General features: G+C 62.5%; 19 protein-coding genes. 4 read left to right on the forward strand and 15 right to left on the reverse strand.

What is annotated here, in order from left to right:
* Positions 1-31: 31 nt before the first annotated feature.
* Entirely contained in the window at positions 32-796 is a 765-nt protein-coding gene (locus BH682_RS04420; protein ID WP_075832218.1) for an SDR family NAD(P)-dependent oxidoreductase, read from the reverse strand.
* A 286-nt stretch (positions 797-1,082) separates the two neighbouring features.
* Here BH682_RS04420 and BH682_RS04425 point away from each other — a divergent pair, with 286 nt between their 5' ends.
* Positions 1,083-1,766 (forward strand): IclR family transcriptional regulator, encoded by a 684-nt coding sequence (locus BH682_RS04425; protein ID WP_223304660.1) that lies wholly within the window; start codon positions 1,083-1,085, stop codon positions 1,764-1,766.
* Positions 1,767-1,843: 77 nt separating this feature from the next.
* On the opposite strand, the gene BH682_RS04430 is transcribed toward BH682_RS04425, so the two are convergent.
* The 4 genes from BH682_RS04430 to echA20 are packed head-to-tail and all read right to left on the reverse strand — an operon-like array spanning position 1,844 to position 5,346.
* Positions 1,844-2,905, reverse strand: coding sequence for an NAD(P)H-dependent flavin oxidoreductase (locus tag BH682_RS04430; protein WP_075832222.1), 1,062 nt, complete (start codon positions 2,903-2,905; stop codon positions 1,844-1,846).
* Positions 2,902-3,657 carry a CoA-transferase subunit beta gene (locus BH682_RS04435; protein WP_003945796.1) on the reverse strand — a complete coding sequence of 252 codons (756 nt, stop codon included), beginning with the start codon at positions 3,655-3,657 and terminating at the stop codon, positions 2,902-2,904. The genes BH682_RS04430 and BH682_RS04435 overlap by 4 nt, the downstream gene beginning before the upstream one ends.
* Positions 3,654-4,562 (reverse strand): cholesterol ring-cleaving hydrolase subunit IpdA, encoded by a 909-nt coding sequence (ipdA, locus tag BH682_RS04440; protein ID WP_003945662.1) that lies wholly within the window; start codon positions 4,560-4,562, stop codon positions 3,654-3,656. The genes BH682_RS04435 and ipdA overlap by 4 nt, the downstream gene beginning before the upstream one ends.
* Positions 4,563-4,569: 7 nt before the next feature.
* The gene (gene echA20, locus BH682_RS04445; RefSeq protein WP_003945611.1) at positions 4,570-5,346 is read right to left on the reverse strand and encodes a (7aS)-7a-methyl-1,5-dioxo-2,3,5,6,7,7a-hexahydro-1H-indene-carboxyl-CoA hydrolase; all 777 of its coding nucleotides are present in this window, start codon (positions 5,344-5,346) and stop codon (positions 4,570-4,572) included.
* 102 nt (positions 5,347-5,448) lie between these two features.
* Here echA20 and BH682_RS04450 point away from each other — a divergent pair, with 102 nt between their 5' ends.
* Positions 5,449-6,363 (forward strand): SDR family oxidoreductase, encoded by a 915-nt coding sequence (locus tag BH682_RS04450; RefSeq protein ID WP_075832224.1) that lies wholly within the window; start codon positions 5,449-5,451, stop codon positions 6,361-6,363.
* A 67-nt stretch (positions 6,364-6,430) separates the two neighbouring features.
* Here BH682_RS04450 and BH682_RS04455 read toward each other — a convergent pair whose 3' ends face one another.
* The 4 genes from BH682_RS04455 to BH682_RS04470 all read right to left on the reverse strand — a co-directional run bounded on the left by BH682_RS04455 (position 6,431) and on the right by BH682_RS04470 (position 9,321).
* Entirely contained in the window at positions 6,431-7,102 is a 672-nt protein-coding gene (locus BH682_RS04455; RefSeq protein WP_003945460.1) for a GNAT family N-acetyltransferase, read from the reverse strand.
* A gap of 94 nt (positions 7,103-7,196) precedes the next feature.
* Positions 7,197-7,610, reverse strand: a complete 414-nt coding sequence (locus tag BH682_RS04460; RefSeq protein WP_042449485.1) for a hypothetical protein — start codon at positions 7,608-7,610, stop codon at positions 7,197-7,199.
* A gap of 57 nt (positions 7,611-7,667) precedes the next feature.
* Positions 7,668-8,156 (reverse strand): nitroreductase family deazaflavin-dependent oxidoreductase, encoded by a 489-nt coding sequence (locus tag BH682_RS04465; protein ID WP_058039197.1) that lies wholly within the window; start codon positions 8,154-8,156, stop codon positions 7,668-7,670.
* Position 8,157: 1 nt separating this feature from the next.
* Entirely contained in the window at positions 8,158-9,321 is a 1,164-nt protein-coding gene (locus BH682_RS04470) for a steroid 3-ketoacyl-CoA thiolase (protein ID WP_075832225.1), read from the reverse strand.
* A gap of 174 nt (positions 9,322-9,495) precedes the next feature.
* On the opposite strand from BH682_RS04470, the gene BH682_RS04475 reads away from it, so the two are divergent.
* Complete coding sequence (locus BH682_RS04475; protein WP_007734267.1) at positions 9,496-10,746, forward strand: cytochrome P450; 1,251 nt, start codon at positions 9,496-9,498, stop codon at positions 10,744-10,746.
* Positions 10,747-10,940: 194 nt separating this feature from the next.
* Here the strand turns inward: BH682_RS04475 and BH682_RS04480 are convergent, their stop codons facing one another.
* The 6 genes from BH682_RS04480 to BH682_RS04505 form a co-directional block, all read right to left on the reverse strand.
* Positions 10,941-11,321, reverse strand: a complete 381-nt coding sequence (locus BH682_RS04480; protein ID WP_020906296.1) for a VOC family protein — start codon at positions 11,319-11,321, stop codon at positions 10,941-10,943.
* A gap of 173 nt (positions 11,322-11,494) precedes the next feature.
* Positions 11,495-11,905, reverse strand: a complete 411-nt coding sequence (locus BH682_RS04485) for a nuclear transport factor 2 family protein (protein WP_007734269.1) — start codon at positions 11,903-11,905, stop codon at positions 11,495-11,497.
* Between the two features lie 9 nt (positions 11,906-11,914).
* Positions 11,915-12,778 (reverse strand): TIGR03619 family F420-dependent LLM class oxidoreductase, encoded by an 864-nt coding sequence (locus BH682_RS04490; protein ID WP_075832227.1) that lies wholly within the window; start codon positions 12,776-12,778, stop codon positions 11,915-11,917.
* 36 nt (positions 12,779-12,814) lie between these two features.
* Complete coding sequence (locus BH682_RS04495; RefSeq protein ID WP_075832229.1) at positions 12,815-13,996, reverse strand: thiolase domain-containing protein; 1,182 nt, start codon at positions 13,994-13,996, stop codon at positions 12,815-12,817.
* Positions 13,996-15,066 (reverse strand): thiolase domain-containing protein, encoded by a 1,071-nt coding sequence (locus BH682_RS04500; protein ID WP_007734273.1) that lies wholly within the window; start codon positions 15,064-15,066, stop codon positions 13,996-13,998. The genes BH682_RS04495 and BH682_RS04500 overlap by 1 nt, the downstream gene beginning before the upstream one ends.
* Before the next feature lie 10 nt (positions 15,067-15,076).
* Positions 15,077-16,054, reverse strand: coding sequence for a Zn-ribbon domain-containing OB-fold protein (locus BH682_RS04505; protein ID WP_019746979.1), 978 nt, complete (start codon positions 16,052-16,054; stop codon positions 15,077-15,079).
* Between the two features lie 73 nt (positions 16,055-16,127).
* Between BH682_RS04505 and BH682_RS04510 the strand changes: the two genes are divergently transcribed.
* Positions 16,128-17,165, forward strand: coding sequence for an LLM class F420-dependent oxidoreductase (locus tag BH682_RS04510; protein ID WP_047269595.1), 1,038 nt, complete (start codon positions 16,128-16,130; stop codon positions 17,163-17,165).
* The last annotated feature ends 77 nt before the right edge of the window (positions 17,166-17,242 follow it).

Raw genomic sequence — 17,242 nt, forward strand, 5'->3', positions numbered from 1 at the left:
ACAGTCGAAGGGGTGAAAATCTTTGGACCATTCACATACGTTGCGACGAGATATTGCCGCCGTCGACAACCAATTCCGTTGAGGTGATGTAACTTGCTTCGTCGGACAGCAGGAAGCGGACAGCGTGTGCGATTTCCTCCGGGCGGCCGAGCCTGCCGAGGAGGATGCGTCGTTCGAATGCCCCGTCGCCCAATGCGTCTACGGTCGGCTGAAGCATAGGGGTCAGAATCTGTCCGGGAGAGACGCAGTTGATCCGAATGCCGTCCGGGCCCAGTCGGTCCGCCAGCGATCGGACCATCGACAACATCCCACCCTTTGCAGCGGAGTAGACAGGGTTGATTGCATTGCCCAAAGTTGCGTTGATCGAAGCGATTCCGACTATTGCCGAACCGGGATTGGCCGTGAAATCAGGCATCAACTGTTGAACCAACAGGATGAGCGGACGTAGATGGGTGTTGATACCCGTCTCCCACACGTCGAGCGTCACTCCTTCGAGGGATCCGGTATCGACGACCCCGGCGGAATGAACAAGTCCGCCGATGGAGGGAAGTGAGGAACGGGTTGTGGCCAATGCGGCCGCGTAGTCGTCCGCTTTCGTGAGATCGATTCCCACTCCGATGGCGTCGATGCCGAATTCGGAGGAAACCAGTGCTGCCTGATCGACCGCTTTTGCCTCGTCGATATCCCAGAGAGCGACTGGTCGTCGGATCGCCGCGAGCGCGCGGGCGGAGGCCAATCCGATTCCGGATGCGCCGCCGGTGATGATCACACCTGTCGACGGGGATGAAGAATTCATGTTTCCTCCTGATTTTGAAGCGTTCTGCTCGGCGCCGCATGATCGGATGGGCTCCGGTCATCACTGTGACGAGGGATGGATTCGGGCTCAACGAACATGACCGATCATCGGTATCGATGCTGGTGAATGCCCATGCAGATGCATCTCCCGCTGCGTGGGAAACGTACTGGCGTCGTGAGTCCACGGAAGCTCAGATGGGCGGAACGAATGTTGGCTGCCGAAGCGGTGGGCCACCGGAACGGAGACATCGATTTTGGTCGGACCGATCACCGAAGAGTCCATCCCCATGTCAACTCTCGACAGACTGTCGGTGGTGGTGGACTGCTTTCGTGACGCGCCGCGGCTGACGCTGGGGGAGGTGGCGCGCCGAACCGGAAATCCGCGATCGTCTGTGCACCGGATGCTACTGAAACTCGTGAGGATGAACTGGCTACGCCGCGAAGGGCTCGAGTACGAAATAGGCGACAAGCTAGGAGATCTGGGCGCGCTCTCGCTGTATCGAAACAAGTTGGATCGAGTGGTTACGCCCCTACTTCAGCAATTGCATTTCGTGACTGGACACGCTGTGCACCTCGGGGTGTTGGAAGGAAACCATGTGCGCTACATCCAGAAGATCGGGAGCCTGATGGTCCCCGACCTTCAGACTCGCGTCGGCTCACGTATCCCGGCGCAAGCGTCGACCATCGGGAAGTCACTGTTGAGCGCCGGTCACAGATCGGTGGCGTCGTTACACAACGCCAATGACGTTCGCCAACACGCAGTTGCGTTCGGAATGTGCAGTTCCGGGATGGGTTGTATCGGTGCGCGAATCGGGGTGCTCGACCACATGCAGATAGGTCTTTCGATTTGTGGGCCTTTGATTCGCGGCACGATAGACAAGAGGAACGCCGCTCCAGTACAGATGGCCGCAGTAGCGATCTCGCAGTATTTCGGAATGGTCGACGGGTTCGGGGAGGAGAAGACAGGATAGTCCGACAAACGCAACGAGTGCGCCTCGCCCACTACGCGTAAAGCGCAGTGGGGGAGACGCACTCGGATAGAGCTGTGTCAGCGAAGAGCCGCGAGCGCGTCGATACGCCCCACGGCACCTTCCATGATGCTTTCGATCAGTTCCTTGCAGCTGGGCAGATCGTTGATCATGCCGACAACCTGACCCGAAGCAAGAACACCGGCTTCCGTGTTGCCCTCGACCAGTCCGGCCTTGAGCAACATCGGGGTGTTGGCCGCCATGATGATCTGCATCAGCGTGCGGTCACCCGACCGCTTCATCGCGAGACCGTCCTTGGCGAGGGTCGACCACTTCATGCCCGTCATGGCCTTGAACTTCGTGGCATTCTTGGCCGCTGCGATCAAACCGGTTGCATAGCTGGAACCTTCGAGGCTGTTGACCAGGTCGGTGTTGAGCACACGATGAGGCATGCCGTCGACCTTGCGGGAGACTGTTGTATCCGTCAGTCCGCGCTTGAGATACTCCTGCTTGACGGAATCGGGAACCGAAGAGTCGCTGGTGAGAAGGAATCGCGTTCCCATTGCGACACCGGCAGCGCCGTACGCCAATGCGGCAGCCAGCCCGCGGCCGTCGAAGAATCCGCCACCGGCGATGACCGGAATATCGACCGCGTCGAGAACCGAGGGGAGAAGCAATGTCGTGGCCACACCGCCGGTGTGACCACCACCTTCGCCGCCCTGGACGATGACGGCGTCCGCGCCCCAGGACGCAACCTTGACCGCATGCTTCGCGGCACCGATCGACGGTACGACGACGATGCCGTGGTCCTTGAGCTTGGCGATCAGTTCCTTCTTGGGAGCCAAGGCAAACGACGCGACCTTGACGCCTTCACGGATCAGCAGATCCGCGCGTTGCGGGGCGTCAGTGGCGTCGGCACGCATGTTGACGCCGAACGGCTTGTCCGTGAGCTGCTTCGTCTTCTTGATCGCGTGCTCGAGCTCGTCGTACGTCATCGTGGCCGAAGCCAGGATGCCGAGACCACCGGCGTTAGCCGTTGCCGACGTGAGAGCGGGACCGGAAACCCAGCCCATACCCGTCTGCACGATCGGGTACTCGACACCGACCAGTTCGGTCAGCGCGGTCTTCAGGGTGGGGGTCATGCCGAGACCTCACGGTCCCGGAGGTTGCGCGGATCGAGGGTTTCGCGGATGAGGTGAAGTTCTTCGGCGGTGGGGTCACGGGTGATACCGGCCTCGGCGAGTCCGGCAACCTCGAACGAGGTGTTCTCGGCTACCTCTTCGGCGGTGACGCCGGGGTGAAGGCTCAACGCGCGGAAGGTGTTTCCCGGTCCGCCGAAGTCGAAGACACCGAGGTTGGTGACAACGCGGGGGATGTTCAGGTACTTGTAAGCCGGATTCTCGGGATCGATCTGGTCGTAGCCGACACCGCACACCACGTCGACCTTGTCGACGAACACTCGCTTGGAGTGCTTGGGGACGAAGTAGCTCGTCGCGTGGTTGATGGTGTTACCCGGGGCGCCGCGCACACCGAACATCTGACGCGTCGGCTGCTGAAGCGGGCCGAAGGCGGAGAGGTTCTGGTTGCCGTGGCGATCGAGCTGATTGGCGCCCATGACTACGTGACGGCGGCCGGAAGCGACGACGTCGAACACCTTGCGGAACGGCATCCATCCTTCGACGGGGCCCTTCGTTCCGACGGCCGGAGTGTCCTCGAGAATGAGGGCTTCACCATCGGTGATCAGCAGGTCGGGCTCGGTGGTGAGTCGAGCCAGGCGAGCGCCGATGGTGGACGACGTCGACATCGGGCTGGCCATGATTTCGCCTGCACCGGAGAAGATTTCAGCGCAAGCGAGAACAACGTACTCTGCGCGGGTGACGGTGGATTCGCTCATTTTGCCTGCTCCCCTGCCTTTGATGAATCGGCAAACTTCTTTACTGCGGCTTGGTAGTCCTCTTCGCTGCCGGAGAGGAAGGTGTCGACGAACGCCTGCCACGACTCGGGGGTCTTGGCGGACTCGGCGTAGTGACGCTGGAACTTCTCGTCGCGGCCGTAGCTTTCGCCGGCCAACGTGAAGTGCGCACCATTGGGTGCCTCGACGACGGCGTCGACCATCATGCGGTTGAGCAGAAGGTTCTGCAGTGGAACGGATTTGACCAGTTCCTCGGTCTCGACGATGCGTTCGACGGAGACGTAACGCTTTTCGGCCGCCATGCAGTACAGGTCGTCGAAGTACGGGTCGACGCCGTTGTACGCGGCATTGCCGTGCTTGTCACCGAGATTGAGATGAACGAACGACGCATCGAGGTTGAGCGCAGGCATCGCGATCAAGGTCTCGGAGCGGCCGTCGGCCTCGGGGTACGGGGAGGTGACGGTCTTGAGTTCGTCGCCCCAGAAGTTGCGGACATCCGAACCCAGGCCGGCGCGGATCGGGAGGAAGGGAAGGCGAGCGGCAGCTGCTTCGAGGCCGCACTTGACCATGCCCTCGTCCATCTCGCGGACTTCGATCTCACCGGCGGTGCGTGCCTTGGCAAACCACGGGTCGTAGAACGGCGCGGAGTCGAGGGACACGAAACCGTAGTACGCCTTCTTGACCTTGCCGGCCGAGCACAGCAGTCCGAGATCCGGTCCGCCGTAGGTGACCACGGTCAGGTCCTTGATGTCCGAACGCAGAATCGCACGCACGAAGGCCATCGGCTTGCGGCGAGATCCCCAGCCGCCCAAGCCGATCGTCATTCCGCTGCGGAGTTCGCCGACTACCTCGTCGAGCGACTTCGTCTTGTCACGCTTGCTAGCCATGTTTGTCTCAGCCTTCCTTCTGGGTTGCGTTCTCGCGCGGCTTGCCGGTGGCGACGAACTCGTCGCGGTGTTCGTCGGACACGCCGAGGAGGTTGAGTTCGAAGGTGTAGCCCTGCTCGAGGCGGTAGCTGCCCTTGACGTCCACCGGGTCGATGCCGTTGATGGCTTCCTTGGCGCACCGGATGATGCGGGTGTCCTTGGCGGCGATCTTCGCGGCGATCTCGCGAGCGCACTCGTCGAGCTTCTCGCGTGGGACCACGTCGTAGACGCTGCCGAACTGCTTGAGTGTGTGCGCGTCGACGCTCTGTGCGGTGTAGTAGAGCGTGCGCATCATGTGCTGTGGCACCAGCCTCGACAGGTGTGTGGCAGCGCCGAGTGCGCCGCGGTCGACCTCGGGGAGGGAGAAGATCGCGTCGTCGGAAGCGACGATCACGTCCGCGTTGCCGACGAGTCCGATGCCGCCGCCGACACAGAATCCGTTGACGGCCACGACGACGGGTACAGCACAGTCGTAGACGGCCGCGAAGGCCGCGGCGCAACCGCGGTTGGCGGCGACCAGCGCGTCGAATCCCTCGGTGGCCTGCATCTCCTTGATGTCGACGCCGGCGTTGAATCCGCGTCCCTCGGCTCGCAGGATCACTACGTGAGTGTTGAGATCCTTGCCCGCGTCGAGGATGGCGTCGGCAAGCTCGAACCATCCCTTGGACGGGATTGCATTGACCGGCGCGTAGTCGATGGTGACCGTGGTGATGCCGGTTCCGTCGGAGGAGGTGCTGATGCCCATATCGGGATTCCTTACGTCTGTGTACCAAACCAAGCGATTGCTTGGTAAGTTAGCACACAAGCGGAGCCGACAAGCCCGAGCAGAGTGCATTAGGAGACAAATATGAGTGGATTGGTCGACGGACGCGTAGTCATCATCACCGGGGCTGGCCGCGGTATCGGACGTGCGCATGCATTGGCATTTGCTGCCGAGGGCGCCAAGGTCGTCGTCAACGACATCGGTGCGGGTGCCGACGGTTCCGCGACCGGTGAGAGTCCGGCCGAGCAGGTTGTCGCGGAGATCATCGCCGCCGGTGGCCAAGCAGTGGTCAACGGAGACGACGTCGCCGACTGGGCGGGCGCCGAGAATCTGATCAAGACCGCGATCGACACCTTCGGTGGTATGGACGTACTCGTGAACAACGCAGGCTTCCTGCGGGACCGCATGCTGGTCGGCATGAGCGAAGGCGAGTGGGACGCGGTGATTCGCGTGCACCTCAAGGGGCACTTCGCGCCGCTCCGTCACGCTGCTGCCTACTGGCGCGCCGAGGCCAAGGCAGGCAAGACCGTCGACGCACGCATCATCAACACCAGTTCGGGTGCAGGACTGCAGGGTTCGATCGGCCAGGGCAACTACGCCGCGGCCAAGGCCGGCATCGCCGAGATGACCATCCAGGCCGCCGCCGAGCTCAAGAATTACGGAGTCAGTGTCAACGCGATCGCGCCTGCTGCGCGCACACGCATGACTGTCGGCGCGGGCGGGGCGATGGCAGAAGCGATGGCAGCTCCGGAAGAGGGCTTCGACGCCATGGCTCCCGAGAACATCTCGCCGCTGGTCGTCTGGCTCGGTAGCGCCGAGTCCAAGGACGTCACGGGCCGGGTGTTCGAGGTAGAGGGCGGAAAGATCACCGTCGCGGAGGGCTGGCGTCACGGCCCGAGCGAGGACAAGGGAGATCGCTGGGACCCGAAGGAGATCGGGCCCGTCGTGGCAACGCTGTTGGAGAAGGCGGAGATTCCGACGCCGGTGTACGGGGCGTAGGGCCTCCGGCCCTGTGAGTGGTTAAGGAGTGCAGGAACTCCTCAACCACTCACAGGCGGCGTGCCGCCTACGCGGGCGCCCGAACCACCAACACGGTGCCGGGGAACTCAGCTGCGAGTTCGCGCCGCGAATGCTTCACGCAGGCGGTGCCGTAGCCCTTCTTGCGAGATTCCGGCGCGATCCAGATCGCCACGTTCACCTCTTGGCCGTCGAGTTCGCCGAATACCAGGCCGACGCTCTTCGGGCCGTCACCGGAGACGTCCTCGGCGACGAACCAGGCAGCGCTCTCGTCGTCGATCCGACCGAGACCGCCGACGCGCTCGGCTTCGATCCGATCCTCGCTCCACGGCTTGCCGTCTTCGCCGAGCTGCTCGGCCGAGCGAATCGTGAACAGTGCCTTGTCTTCTGCGCTGTCGCTGAACGGACGCAGGGTGAAGTTCTGCCCGCTGCTCGCGGGACGATCGAGCGTCGTCCATTCGAGAGTGGCGTCGAGATTCTCCAGCTCGCCCTGGATGCGATCGCGCGCTGCCTTGGTCAGTGCGCTGAACTTGAGGCTCAGAACTGCTTCGGCATTTGCTTCCGACGTGCCGAGGAGTTCCGCGACGGTGGTCAGTGCCTCCTGGTGGTCCTTGCTGTCGACCACTGCGTCCAGCACCTCGTGGCGACGCTCCAGCGCACGCACGAGGGCTGAGGTGATCTCGCGTCGGTCCAGGATTTGATCTTGAATATGCGTCGTCATATATGCGACTCCTTGCTGTGTTCGAGGCTCTGCCGAAACGCCGTGCGGACCGTACGAGTCAATAGTGCTCCAACTCGCCGGTTATGGCACGCGTTCAGCCTCCGGTGCGGCGAACGAGCCGTTCGTAGCGCTGGCGGGCGGCTTGAGTGCTTCCGAGTCCCAGCCCGAAAGCGATGTCCTGCCAGGTCATGCCCCGTTCGCGGGCAATCCCGAGGAACAGTGCTTCCAGCTGTTCCATTTCGGCTCGGGCCTTGGGGATCAGAGTCAACGCAGCCATGACGTCGGCATCGTCGACCTCGGGTTCGTTCGGCTCAGGTATGTCGGTTCCGCCCGCAAGACGAGCCACGACGCGCACCGCGCCGTAGGGCTCGAGCATCTCCGGATGAGATTGCCGCGCGCGCTGGCTTGGGGTCGCGCCGTGGCGCTCGCTGATTCGAAAGAGTCCGGCGTACTCGCGATGTGCGCGTTCGCGGCCGGAATCGATCGGTCTGAACTGGTCATCGGTCATGAACCCAGGGTGGCACGAACCCGGGTCGATGTAAACGTTTTGTTGTAAACAGTCCGTTTAATTCTTCAGTGGCTCGCACACGATGACGGGAATGACCCGGTCGGTCCAGGCCTGATAGTTGTCGAAATCCGGATACATCGCCGTCAATTTCGGCCACAGCCGAGCGCGCTCGTCCTCGGTCGCGACGCGGGCTTTCATCGAGCGGATCCGAGACTTGATCTGCACCGTCACCACCGGGTCTGCCTTGATGTTGAGGTACCACATCGGGTTCTTCGGAAGACCGCCTTGCGACGCCACCAGAATCACGTTCTCGCCGTCCTCGAGGAATAGCAGCGGGCTGATCCGCTCCTCGCCGGATTTGCGACCGGTGGTGGTCAGCAGGCAGATCGGCAGCCCGCGAGGGAACGCGCTGCCGACCCGCCACTTGCTACCCAGCCGCCCGTCGGTGGCGCGATACATCGCGACGTTCGCCTTCGACATCCACTTGATGATCTTGACCGTCGCTGGAGCGTCGAGTCCCTTGGGTTTGGCTGGGGGAGTAGTCATCTCAGATACGCTCGATGATGGTTCCGGTGGCCAGTGCGCCGCCGGCGCACATCGTGATCAGAGCCGTCGAGCCGTTGCGACGCTCGAGTTCGTGCAGTGCGGTGGTGATCAGGCGAGATCCCGTGCTGCCGACCGGATGGCCGAGAGCGAGCGCGCCGCCGTTGACATTGACGTTGTCGAAGTCAGGTTCGTGAACCTGAGCCCAGGACAGTGCGACGGATGCGAATGCTTCGTTGATCTCGAACAGATCGAGATCGCCGATCTTCATTCCGCTCTTCTCCAGGACACGGCCGGTTGCCTGCACCGGTCCGTCGAGGTGGAATTCCGGTTCCGAGCCGACCAGCGCCTGGGCGATGATGCGGGCTCGCGGCTTCAATCCGAGCGCGCGAGCCTTGTCCTCGTCCATGAGCAGGACTGCGGCCGCGCCGTCGGAGATCTGGGAAGACGTTCCGGCCGTGTGAATCCCGCCTTCGAGGACGGGCTTCAGTCGGGCAAGGGACTCCGCCGTCGTATCGCGCAGGCCCTGATCGCGATTGACGACCTTGGTCTCGCCCGTGAGGTTTCCTTCCTTGTCGACCTGGGGTGCCGAGAGTTCGAGAACCTCGCGGTCGAAACGTCCTTCCTCCCAAGCCTGCTTGGCCAGCGCCTGCGAGCGGACGCCGAGGGCTTCGACGTCGTCGCGGGTCAGTCCGCGTCGACGCGCGATGCGTTCTGCAGCTTCGAACTGGTTGGGCATGTCGATGTCCCACGTCGCGGGTCGGCGCGGTCCGGCCTGATCGCCGACGTTGGCGCCGAGGGGAACCTGGCTCATGGCTTCGATGCCGCAGGCGATACCGGCGTCGATGGCGCCGGTGGCGATCAGACCGGCGATCAGATGGTTCGCCTGCTGGGCCGAACCGCACTGGCAGTCCACGGTGGTTGCGCCGGTCTGCCACGGAAGTCCGGCGTGCAGCCAGGCCGTGCGCGTGATGTTGTTGGACTGAGCGCCGGCCTGGGTGACGCAGCCGCCGATCACCTGCTCGATCAGCAACGGGTCGATTCCCGACCGGTCGAGAACTCCCTTTTGTGCAGCTCCGAGGATCTCGGCGGCGTGCAGACCGGCGAGCCAACCTCCGCGCTTGCCGATCGGTGTACGGACAGCCTCGACGATTACTGGTGTGCCCACAGCGGGCTCCTTTCCTTGTAATGAAAAAGTAGAACAGGTTCTCTGCGGGAAGCAAGACCTGCCGACGTTTCCTTTCCTAGTAAGCAGGCTTGTGTTTCAATGAGAGTAGAACGTGTTACACATCACGGATCCCCATCACCCCTGTGATGAAAAGGCTTAGGGCAGGAGACATCAGTGGCACAGCCCGCATTCCCCGAGGGAATCGACTTCACGGACCCCGACATCTACGCGGAACGCATGCCGTTCGAGGAGTTCGCCGAACTCCGGAAGACGGCCCCCGTGTGGTGGAATCCGCAGCCCCCGGAAATCGGTGGATTCCAGGACGAGGGCTTCTGGGTGGTCACCCGTCATGAAGAGGTCAAGGAAGTTTCGCAGCGAAGCGACATCTTCTCGACCCACGAGAACACTGCGATTCCTCGCTTCGCCGACGACATCCCGCGTGAGAACGTCGAGATGCAGCGATTCATTCTCATCAACAAGGACGCTCCGGAGCACACCAAGCTGCGCAAGCTGGTATCTCGTGGATTCACCCCGCGCGCCATCAACAGCCTGCGCGAGGAACTGACCGAGCGTGCCGAAAAGATCGTCACGACCGCGGCTGCCGGCGGTGCCGGTGACTTCGTGGTTCAGGTCGCGTCCGAACTTCCGCTGCAGGCAATCGCCGAGCTTCTCGGTGTGCCGCAGGAAGATCGAATGAAGCTCTTCGACTGGTCCAACCAGATGACGTCGTACGACGATCCCGAGTTCGACATCGACCCGCAGGCAGCGTCGATGGAGATTCTGGGATACGCGTACCAGATGGCGGATCAGCGCAAGAAGTGTCCCGCCGATGACATCGTCACCAAGCTCATCGAAGCTGACATCGACGGAAATGAGCTCTCCCCAGAGGAATTCGGCTTCTTCGTGATCCTGCTTGCGGTCGCGGGTAACGAGACCACTCGCAATGCCATCACACACGGCATGGTTGCCTTCCTCGACAATCCCGACCAGTGGGAGCTGTACAAGAAGGAACGCCCCAAGACGGCGGCCGACGAGATCGTTCGTTGGGCGACCCCGGTGACTTCCTTCCAGCGCACCGCGCTCGAAGACACCGAACTCGGCGGACAGAAGATCAAGAAGGGCGATCGCGTCGTGATGATGTACGCGTCGGCCAACTTCGACGAGGACGTCTTCGAGAACCCGACGAAGTTCGACATCATGCGTGACCCCAATCCGCACCTCGGATTCGGCGGCACCGGTGCGCACTACTGCATCGGCGCCAACTTGGCCCGTCTGGAAATCGATCTGATCTTCAATGCGATCGCCGATCACCTACCCGACATCACCAGGCTCGGGGATCCCCGACGCCTTCGCTCGGGCTGGCTCAACGGCATCAAAGAGTTTCAGGTTGATTACAAGACATCGGGCTGCCCGGTCAAACACTGATCCGGACATATACTGACCCGGTAACCGGCGAGTAGGTTCTGTGTAGGTTTTCGGGAGTTGCCTCTGCACTCTCGAACACGCAGAACTACAGTAGACGTTCCGGGAAGCCACTTGTTGGCAACCTGGAACTGCGGCGGCGTCTGCGGGATCCCTCATCTCCCGTAGGCGCCGCCGTTTGTAGTTCAATCTCCAATTCAGCCGCCGTACGGTTTGGTGATGGCTTCCAGGAAATGTCCCGACGGGTCGAGGAAGTAGACCCCACGCCCACCGTCGTTGGTGTTGAAGCCGGTACTCGACTGGCGCGGATCGGCCCAGTGATCCAGTTTCAACGCCTGTATCCGCTGGTAGATGCCGTCGAAGTCATCCTCGGAGACGAGGAAGGCATAGTGCTGAGACGCAACCTCGGCGCCTTCTTCCACCTGTGCGAAGTCCAACGTCACGCCGTGCTCGAGTTCAACGCCGAGAAAGTAGCCGGCTTCGACTGGGCCTGGAAGACCGAACATGTGAGTGAAGAACCACGCAGACTCTTGTCGGTCTTTTGCGGCGATGATGGTGTGATTGAACGAAATGGTCATGAGTGACCCCTTGCGGTACGACGCCTCCATGCCTGACGCAGTCCGTCATCGACACGCGACGTTGGGAACCAGGAAACCATTTCGAGGTTCTCGGTGCAAGTACGACAGGCTGATTCGAATACGACGAGCGCGGCCCCGGTCGATGACCGGGGCCGCGCTCGTACTGTGGGTTCTCAGGCTTTGCGTGCCGTCTTCATCGCACGGTCCACTTCCCAGAATGCTCGAAGCGACGCGATCTTGCCGTCGTCGTTCACGCGATAGACGAACACGCCCTCGGCGTCGATGATCGAGCCGCCGATGGTGGTCCGGATCTTGCCGATGTTGACGTTCTCGTTGCCGCACACCAGTGAATCGTCGATCAGAAATTCGAGCTTGTCCGCGTTCGCGATCGTCATGTCGTAGAACTTGGAGATCGCTTCGCGCCCGTGATGGCCTTTGCCTTCGGGATCGAAGCCCGAAGGCCCGACCGGATCCTCCACCCAACCGTCCTCGGCGAAGAGGTCCAGCCAGGCTTCCTTGTTCTTCCCACTCGCTGCGGCGCGCGAAGCGTTACCCGCGACGCGGGCGGGGTGTTCGTCAGTCATCGCGACTCCTCAGTTGATGTACTGCTCGGCGAACTTACGCATCGAATCCTGCTTTGCCTCCAGCGGGGCATCGAATCCGATTCCGTCGAAAACCCAAGGCACGGTAATGATGTCCGTGACGCCGGCATCTTCGAGCTCTGCGTAACCGTCCTTGCCGAAACGGTCGATGCACACCGTCTGGATTTCGAACGGCTCGTTCTCGCGGCCGTACTCGGCGCGCAGTTCGCGTAGTCGTGCGATCACACCCACCAGGTCGTCGAACTTGATCATCGCCGAGGTCCAACCGTCGCCGACTCGCGCAGCACGCTTGAGTGCGACCTCGGTGTGGCCGCCGACGTAGAACGGAACCGGCCTGGTGGGGGCCGGGCTCATCTGCAGGCGATCGAAATCGAAGAACTCACCGTGATACTCGACCATGCCGCCGCCGAGGATCAGTTTGAGGACGTCGATCATCTCGTCCACACGTGCGCCCCGACGCTTGTACGGAGCGCCGCACCACTCGAACTCTTCCGGAGCCCAACCGATTCCGACGCCGAAGCCGAAACGGTTGTTCGTCAATGCCGCCACCGAACCGACCTGCCGCGCGAGCAGGACGGGATTGCGGCTACCCAGCTTGAGCACCTGGGTGTAGAACTCGATCTTCTCGGTCACCGCGCCCATTGCAGCCGCGGCGATCAGCGGATCGACCCAGGGGGTCTCGGCATTCCACATCCGAGACCCGTCCGGGGTGTACGGGTAATCCGCCGCCTGCGTTTCCATGAAGAACAGTGAATCGGGGAGAGCGATCGACGAAAAGCCGCATTCCTCGGCAGTTTTGGCGATACCGGCTAACTGGTCCAAGGGGTTCATAGCAACCCCGACGGTGTACTTCATCTTCGGCCTCTTCCTGATCGGCGTGTGTGCTGCTGCTTACGTGGTGGGACGTTCGGAGCCGACGACCCACATCGAGAAGTACTGCGAGCCACCGCCGTAGGCATGGCCGAGAGCCTTGCGCGCGTCGGCCACCTGGTGATCGCCGGCGCGGTGCATGACCTGCATCGCCGACTCGGCAAAACGGATCATGCCCGACGCGCCGATCGGGTTGGAGGAGAGAACACCGCCCGAGGCATTGACCGGGAGCTTGCCGCCGATCGCGGTTTCACCTGCCTCGGTCAGCTTCCAGCCCTGGCCTTCCTCCGCGAAGCCGAGGTTCTCGAGCCACATCGGCTCGAACCACGAGAACGGGACATAGATTTCGGCGCAGTCGATCTCGTTCAACGGATCGGTGATTCCCGCTGACTTCCACAGTGCTGCTGCAGCGTCACGGCCGGCTTGCGGATTGACCTGATCGCGTCCGGCATAGAAGGTCGGCTCGGTGCGCATGGCCGTCGCGTGGATCCACGCGACCGAACGACCCTCGGCCTCGACCCGTGCGGCCGCTTCCTCGTTGCCGATCACCAGAGCGCACGCGCCGTCAGAGGACGGGCAGGTCTCGTCGTATCGGATCGGATCCCAGAGCATCTGAGATGCCTGTACCGATTCGAGAGTGATGTCCGGCTGCCGCAAGTGCGCATACGGATTGAGGCTGCCGTTGAGTCGATCCTTCACCGCGACGAGGTAGCCGATGTGCTCCGGTGCGCCCGATCGACGAATGTACGAACGGACGTGCGGGGCGAAGTATCCACCGGCACCGGCGCCGACAGGCATGTTGAACGGAACCGGTACGGACAGCGCCCACATGGCGTTCGACTCGGACTGCTTCTCCCAGGAAACCGTCAGAACCCGCTTGTGGACACCGGATTTGACCAGGCTGGAGGCGACGATAGCCGTCGAACCGCCCACCGATCCGGCAGTGTGAACACGCAGCAACGGCTTTCCGTTTGCGCCCAGAGCATCCGACATGGCGAGTTCGGGCATCATCGAACCCTCGAACAAATCGGGGGCCTTTCCGATGACGACGGCGTCGATGTCGTCCCAGCCGACGTTGGCGTCGAGCATCGCGGCGTCGATGGCTTCACGAACCAAGCCCGCCATCGAGACATCGTGACGCTTTGCGACGTAGTGAGTTTGGCCAGTGCCGAGCACGGCCGCGAGTTGAGGCGTTCCGGCCATCAGTTCCGTCCCTCCAAGACTGCTACCAGGTTCTGCTGCAGCACAGGGCCGCTTGTTGCATGGGCCAGAGCGCGATTCGCCTGGCCGTCGAAGATTGCCTTGGCGGCGTGGCCGATTCGTTCCAGACCACCGGCGAACAGTGGGTTGCCGCTGAGCGGACCGCCGGACGGATTGATCGTGGTGGCGTCGGTCAGGCCGATCGCTTCCTTCAAGATCAATTCCTGGTGAGTGAACGGTGCGTGCAGTTCGGCGACGTCGATGTTGCCGACCTCGCCGCCCGTTGCCGCCTTGGCTGCGGACGTAGTGGACGGTGAGGTGGTCAGGTCACGTGCACCCAGGTTGGGGGAGTCGATGCGATGCTCGAGTCCGGTGATCCACGCCGGCCGCTCGCAGAGATCGCGGGCGCGGTTACCCGAGGCCAGGACGATTGCTGCCGCGCCGTCGGTGATGGGCGCACAATCGTGTGCGCGCAACGGATCTGCGAGGAAGGGGCTGGCGAGAAGGGCCTCGATGTCGACCTCGCCTGCGAGCTGAGCCTTCGGATTGCTCAGCGCGTGACGACGGCTACGAGCGGCAACCTCCGCCATGTCCTCGTGCGTCCACTTACCCGCGTCGAGTCCGAGTCGGGCTTGAAGTCCGGCGATCGAGACGGAGTCCGGCCACAGCGGAGTGACGAGGTACGGATCGAGCTGCATGGACAGGATCTTGCGCAGGTGCCCGGCGGAGGACTTGCCGAATCCGTACACCAGCGCGGTCTCGACCTCACCGGTCAAGATCTTGATCCACGCTTCGTAGAAGGCCCACGCAGCGTCCATCTCGACGTGAGATTCGTTGATCGGCGGGACCGCTCCGATGGAGTCGATGGCCGAGATGAAGGAGAACGCTCGTCCGGCCAGGTAGTCGGAAGATCCGGAGCACCAGAAGCCGATGTCTGACTTGGTGATTCCCAGATCGCTGTAGAGCTGCTGGAAGCACGGGACGAGCATCTCGACGCCGTTGGTGGTGCCGTTGGTTTCGCGGACGTGGGGTGCCTGAGCAAAGCCCACGACTGCGATGTCTGCAGAAGTCATTTCAGGAGCCTCACAGGTGGTGTTGGAAGGTGGAGTACTCGGCGTCGGGTTCACCTGTCGGCCGGAAGTATTCGATGTTCTCGAGGGTGTAACCCCACTCTTCGCGAGGCTTCCACTTGGCTTCGACGCGCATGCCCATGCGTACGTCCGCGGCATCACATTCGAGAATCAAGTGCAGGAACGGAATGTCAGCCCCGTCGAGAAGCACGTAGGCGGCAACGTAGGGAGGTTTGATTCGCTGCCCGAGGAATGGGACGTTGACGATGCAGAAGGTGGTGACAATTCCCTTGTCCGGCAGTTCGATCTGCTCGCTCGTCGGCTTTCCGTTGGTGGGATTGGCGCCGCGCGGAGGGATGTAGATCTTGTCTTCGGGTCCGCTGCGACCACCGATGAGCTTGCCCTCTGCGAGACCGCGTAGGTAGAAGCTCTCCTCGGCCGAAGCGGAATGCATGAAGTGCAGGTCGACAGGCGTCGTGATCATGGTGACAGGATCGGCGCTGGAATCGACTGTCGCGATTCCATTTTCGCTCTCACCTGGTTCGAAGCACTCGATGTCCTTGATCTGCCCGATCCGCTCCGACGCCCAGCGAGCACGAACCCGCAGGCCGGTGCTGATGTCGTCGGGGGAGTCGACGTCGACTGCGTGGAGCATGGACGTGTCCGCGCCGTCGAGTTTGATCAGGGCCCACGCGAAAGGCTTCGTCAGTGGTTGACCCTCGATGGGTTCGGGCATCCACGTCCAACTCACGACCGTTCCGCCGTCGGAGACTCCGACGAAGTCGGTCAGTGGTTCGGCCGTATCCGGATCGAATTCCGGTGGCGGCACGAAGACACGACCGTTCGACCCACGTGCGCCGATCACCTTGCGATCACGCAGGGCAGTCACGAACGCGCCGATGGTCGGTCCCGTCGATCTGGTGTAGTCGAAATGGAGATTCAATGGTGCGCTCAGGGGCTTGTCGGCCACCCCGCTCTTTCCGATGGTCACAAGATCGAGTAGAACAGGTTCTAGAGATTGTGGCAAGAGTCACTTCTGATCACCGGCAATGTGGAGGCCTGCGATGAAGCTTGGGTTGCAACTCGGATACTGGGGCGCACAGCCGCCGGCAAACGCCCCGGAACTGATCGAGGCCGCGGAAGGCGCCGGATTCGACGCGGTCTTCGCGGCGGAGTCGTGGGGCTCGGACGCTTTCACCCCGCTCGCCTGGTGGGGATCGCGCACCGAGACGGTTCGGCTCGGTACTTCCGTCGTACAGATTTCGGCGCGAACACCGACCAGCTGTGCCATGCACGCGCTCACTCTCGATCACCTCAACGGTGGGCGAACGATCCTCGGGCTCGGCGTATCCGGCCCGCAGGTCGTCGAAGGTTGGTACGGCCAGCCGTTCGAGAAGCCGCTCGCACGCACCCGCGAATACGTCTCGATCGTGCGCCAGGTCCTCGCCCGTGAAGCGCCCGTCACCAGTCCCGGTCCCCACTACCCTCTGCCGTATGCGGGACCGGGTAGTTCGGGACTTGGCAAGCCGCTCAAGCCCATTACGCACCCGCTGCGTGCGGACATCCCGATCTGGCTCGGCGCCGAAGGGCCGAAGAACGTCGCGCTCGCCGGTGAAATCGCCGACGGCTGGCTGGCGATCTACTACACCCCGCGCCTGGCCCCGATGTACAACAAGTGGCTCGACGAAGGGTTCGCGCGCGCCGGGGCCCGTCGCAGTCGCGAAGACTTCGAGGTGGCCGCCACGTGCCAGGTCATCGTGACTGACGATCGCGCCGCTGCCATCGCCGCTCTCAAGCCGATGACCGCCCTCTACGTGGGCGGAATGGGCGCCCCGGAGTTGAACTTTCACGCGCAGGTCTACAAGCGGATGGGCTACGAGAAGGAGGTCGACGAGATCGGTCGCCTCTTCATGTCGGGCCGCAAGGACGAAGCTGCTGCCGTCGTCCCCGACGAGATGGTCACCGAGACCATGATCATCGGCAACGTCGACGAGGTGCGCGCAGACGTGAAGCGTTGGGAGGAAGCCGGAGTCACGATGCTGCTGGTGACCTGCCGCGACGCCGACCATGTGCGAGAGCTCGCGGCCGCGGTGGGCGGTTGAGCGGGGCACCCCCCATTTTCGAGCGGTACCCCCCTTTTTTCGAGCGAACGGCACGTTCAGCGCATCTGAGGCGCTGA

The organism is Rhodococcus sp. YL-1 (genome assembly GCF_001942025.1).
Lineage (GTDB): Bacteria > Actinomycetota > Actinomycetes > Mycobacteriales > Mycobacteriaceae > Rhodococcus_F > Rhodococcus_F qingshengii.

Bases quoted from the DNA above. Each gene is read 5' to 3' on its own strand.
- BH682_RS04420 (WP_075832218.1), bottom strand. From the start codon at position 796: ATGAATTCTTCATCCCCGTCGACAGGTGTGATCATCACCGGCGGCGCA.
- BH682_RS04425 (WP_223304660.1), top strand. From the start codon at position 1,083: ATGTCAACTCTCGACAGACTGTCGGTGGTGGTGGACTGCTTTCGTGAC.
- BH682_RS04430 (WP_075832222.1), bottom strand. From the start codon at position 2,905: ATGACCCCCACCCTGAAGACCGCGCTGACCGAACTGGTCGGTGTCGAG.
- BH682_RS04435 (WP_003945796.1), bottom strand. From the start codon at position 3,657: ATGAGCGAATCCACCGTCACCCGCGCAGAGTACGTTGTTCTCGCTTGC.
- ipdA (WP_003945662.1), bottom strand. From the start codon at position 4,562: ATGGCTAGCAAGCGTGACAAGACGAAGTCGCTCGACGAGGTAGTCGGC.
- echA20 (WP_003945611.1), bottom strand. From the start codon at position 5,346: ATGGGCATCAGCACCTCCTCCGACGGAACCGGCATCACCACGGTCACC.
- BH682_RS04450 (WP_075832224.1), top strand. From the start codon at position 5,449: ATGAGTGGATTGGTCGACGGACGCGTAGTCATCATCACCGGGGCTGGC.
- BH682_RS04455 (WP_003945460.1), bottom strand. From the start codon at position 7,102: ATGACGACGCATATTCAAGATCAAATCCTGGACCGACGCGAGATCACC.
- BH682_RS04460 (WP_042449485.1), bottom strand. From the start codon at position 7,610: ATGACCGATGACCAGTTCAGACCGATCGATTCCGGCCGCGAACGCGCA.
- BH682_RS04465 (WP_058039197.1), bottom strand. From the start codon at position 8,156: ATGACTACTCCCCCAGCCAAACCCAAGGGACTCGACGCTCCAGCGACG.
- BH682_RS04480 (WP_020906296.1), bottom strand. From the start codon at position 11,321: ATGACCATTTCGTTCAATCACACCATCATCGCCGCAAAAGACCGACAA.
- BH682_RS04485 (WP_007734269.1), bottom strand. From the start codon at position 11,905: ATGACTGACGAACACCCCGCCCGCGTCGCGGGTAACGCTTCGCGCGCC.
- BH682_RS04490 (WP_075832227.1), bottom strand. From the start codon at position 12,778: ATGAAGTACACCGTCGGGGTTGCTATGAACCCCTTGGACCAGTTAGCC.
- BH682_RS04495 (WP_075832229.1), bottom strand. From the start codon at position 13,996: ATGGCCGGAACGCCTCAACTCGCGGCCGTGCTCGGCACTGGCCAAACT.
- BH682_RS04500 (WP_007734273.1), bottom strand. From the start codon at position 15,066: ATGACTTCTGCAGACATCGCAGTCGTGGGCTTTGCTCAGGCACCCCAC.
- BH682_RS04510 (WP_047269595.1), top strand. From the start codon at position 16,128: ATGAAGCTTGGGTTGCAACTCGGATACTGGGGCGCACAGCCGCCGGCA.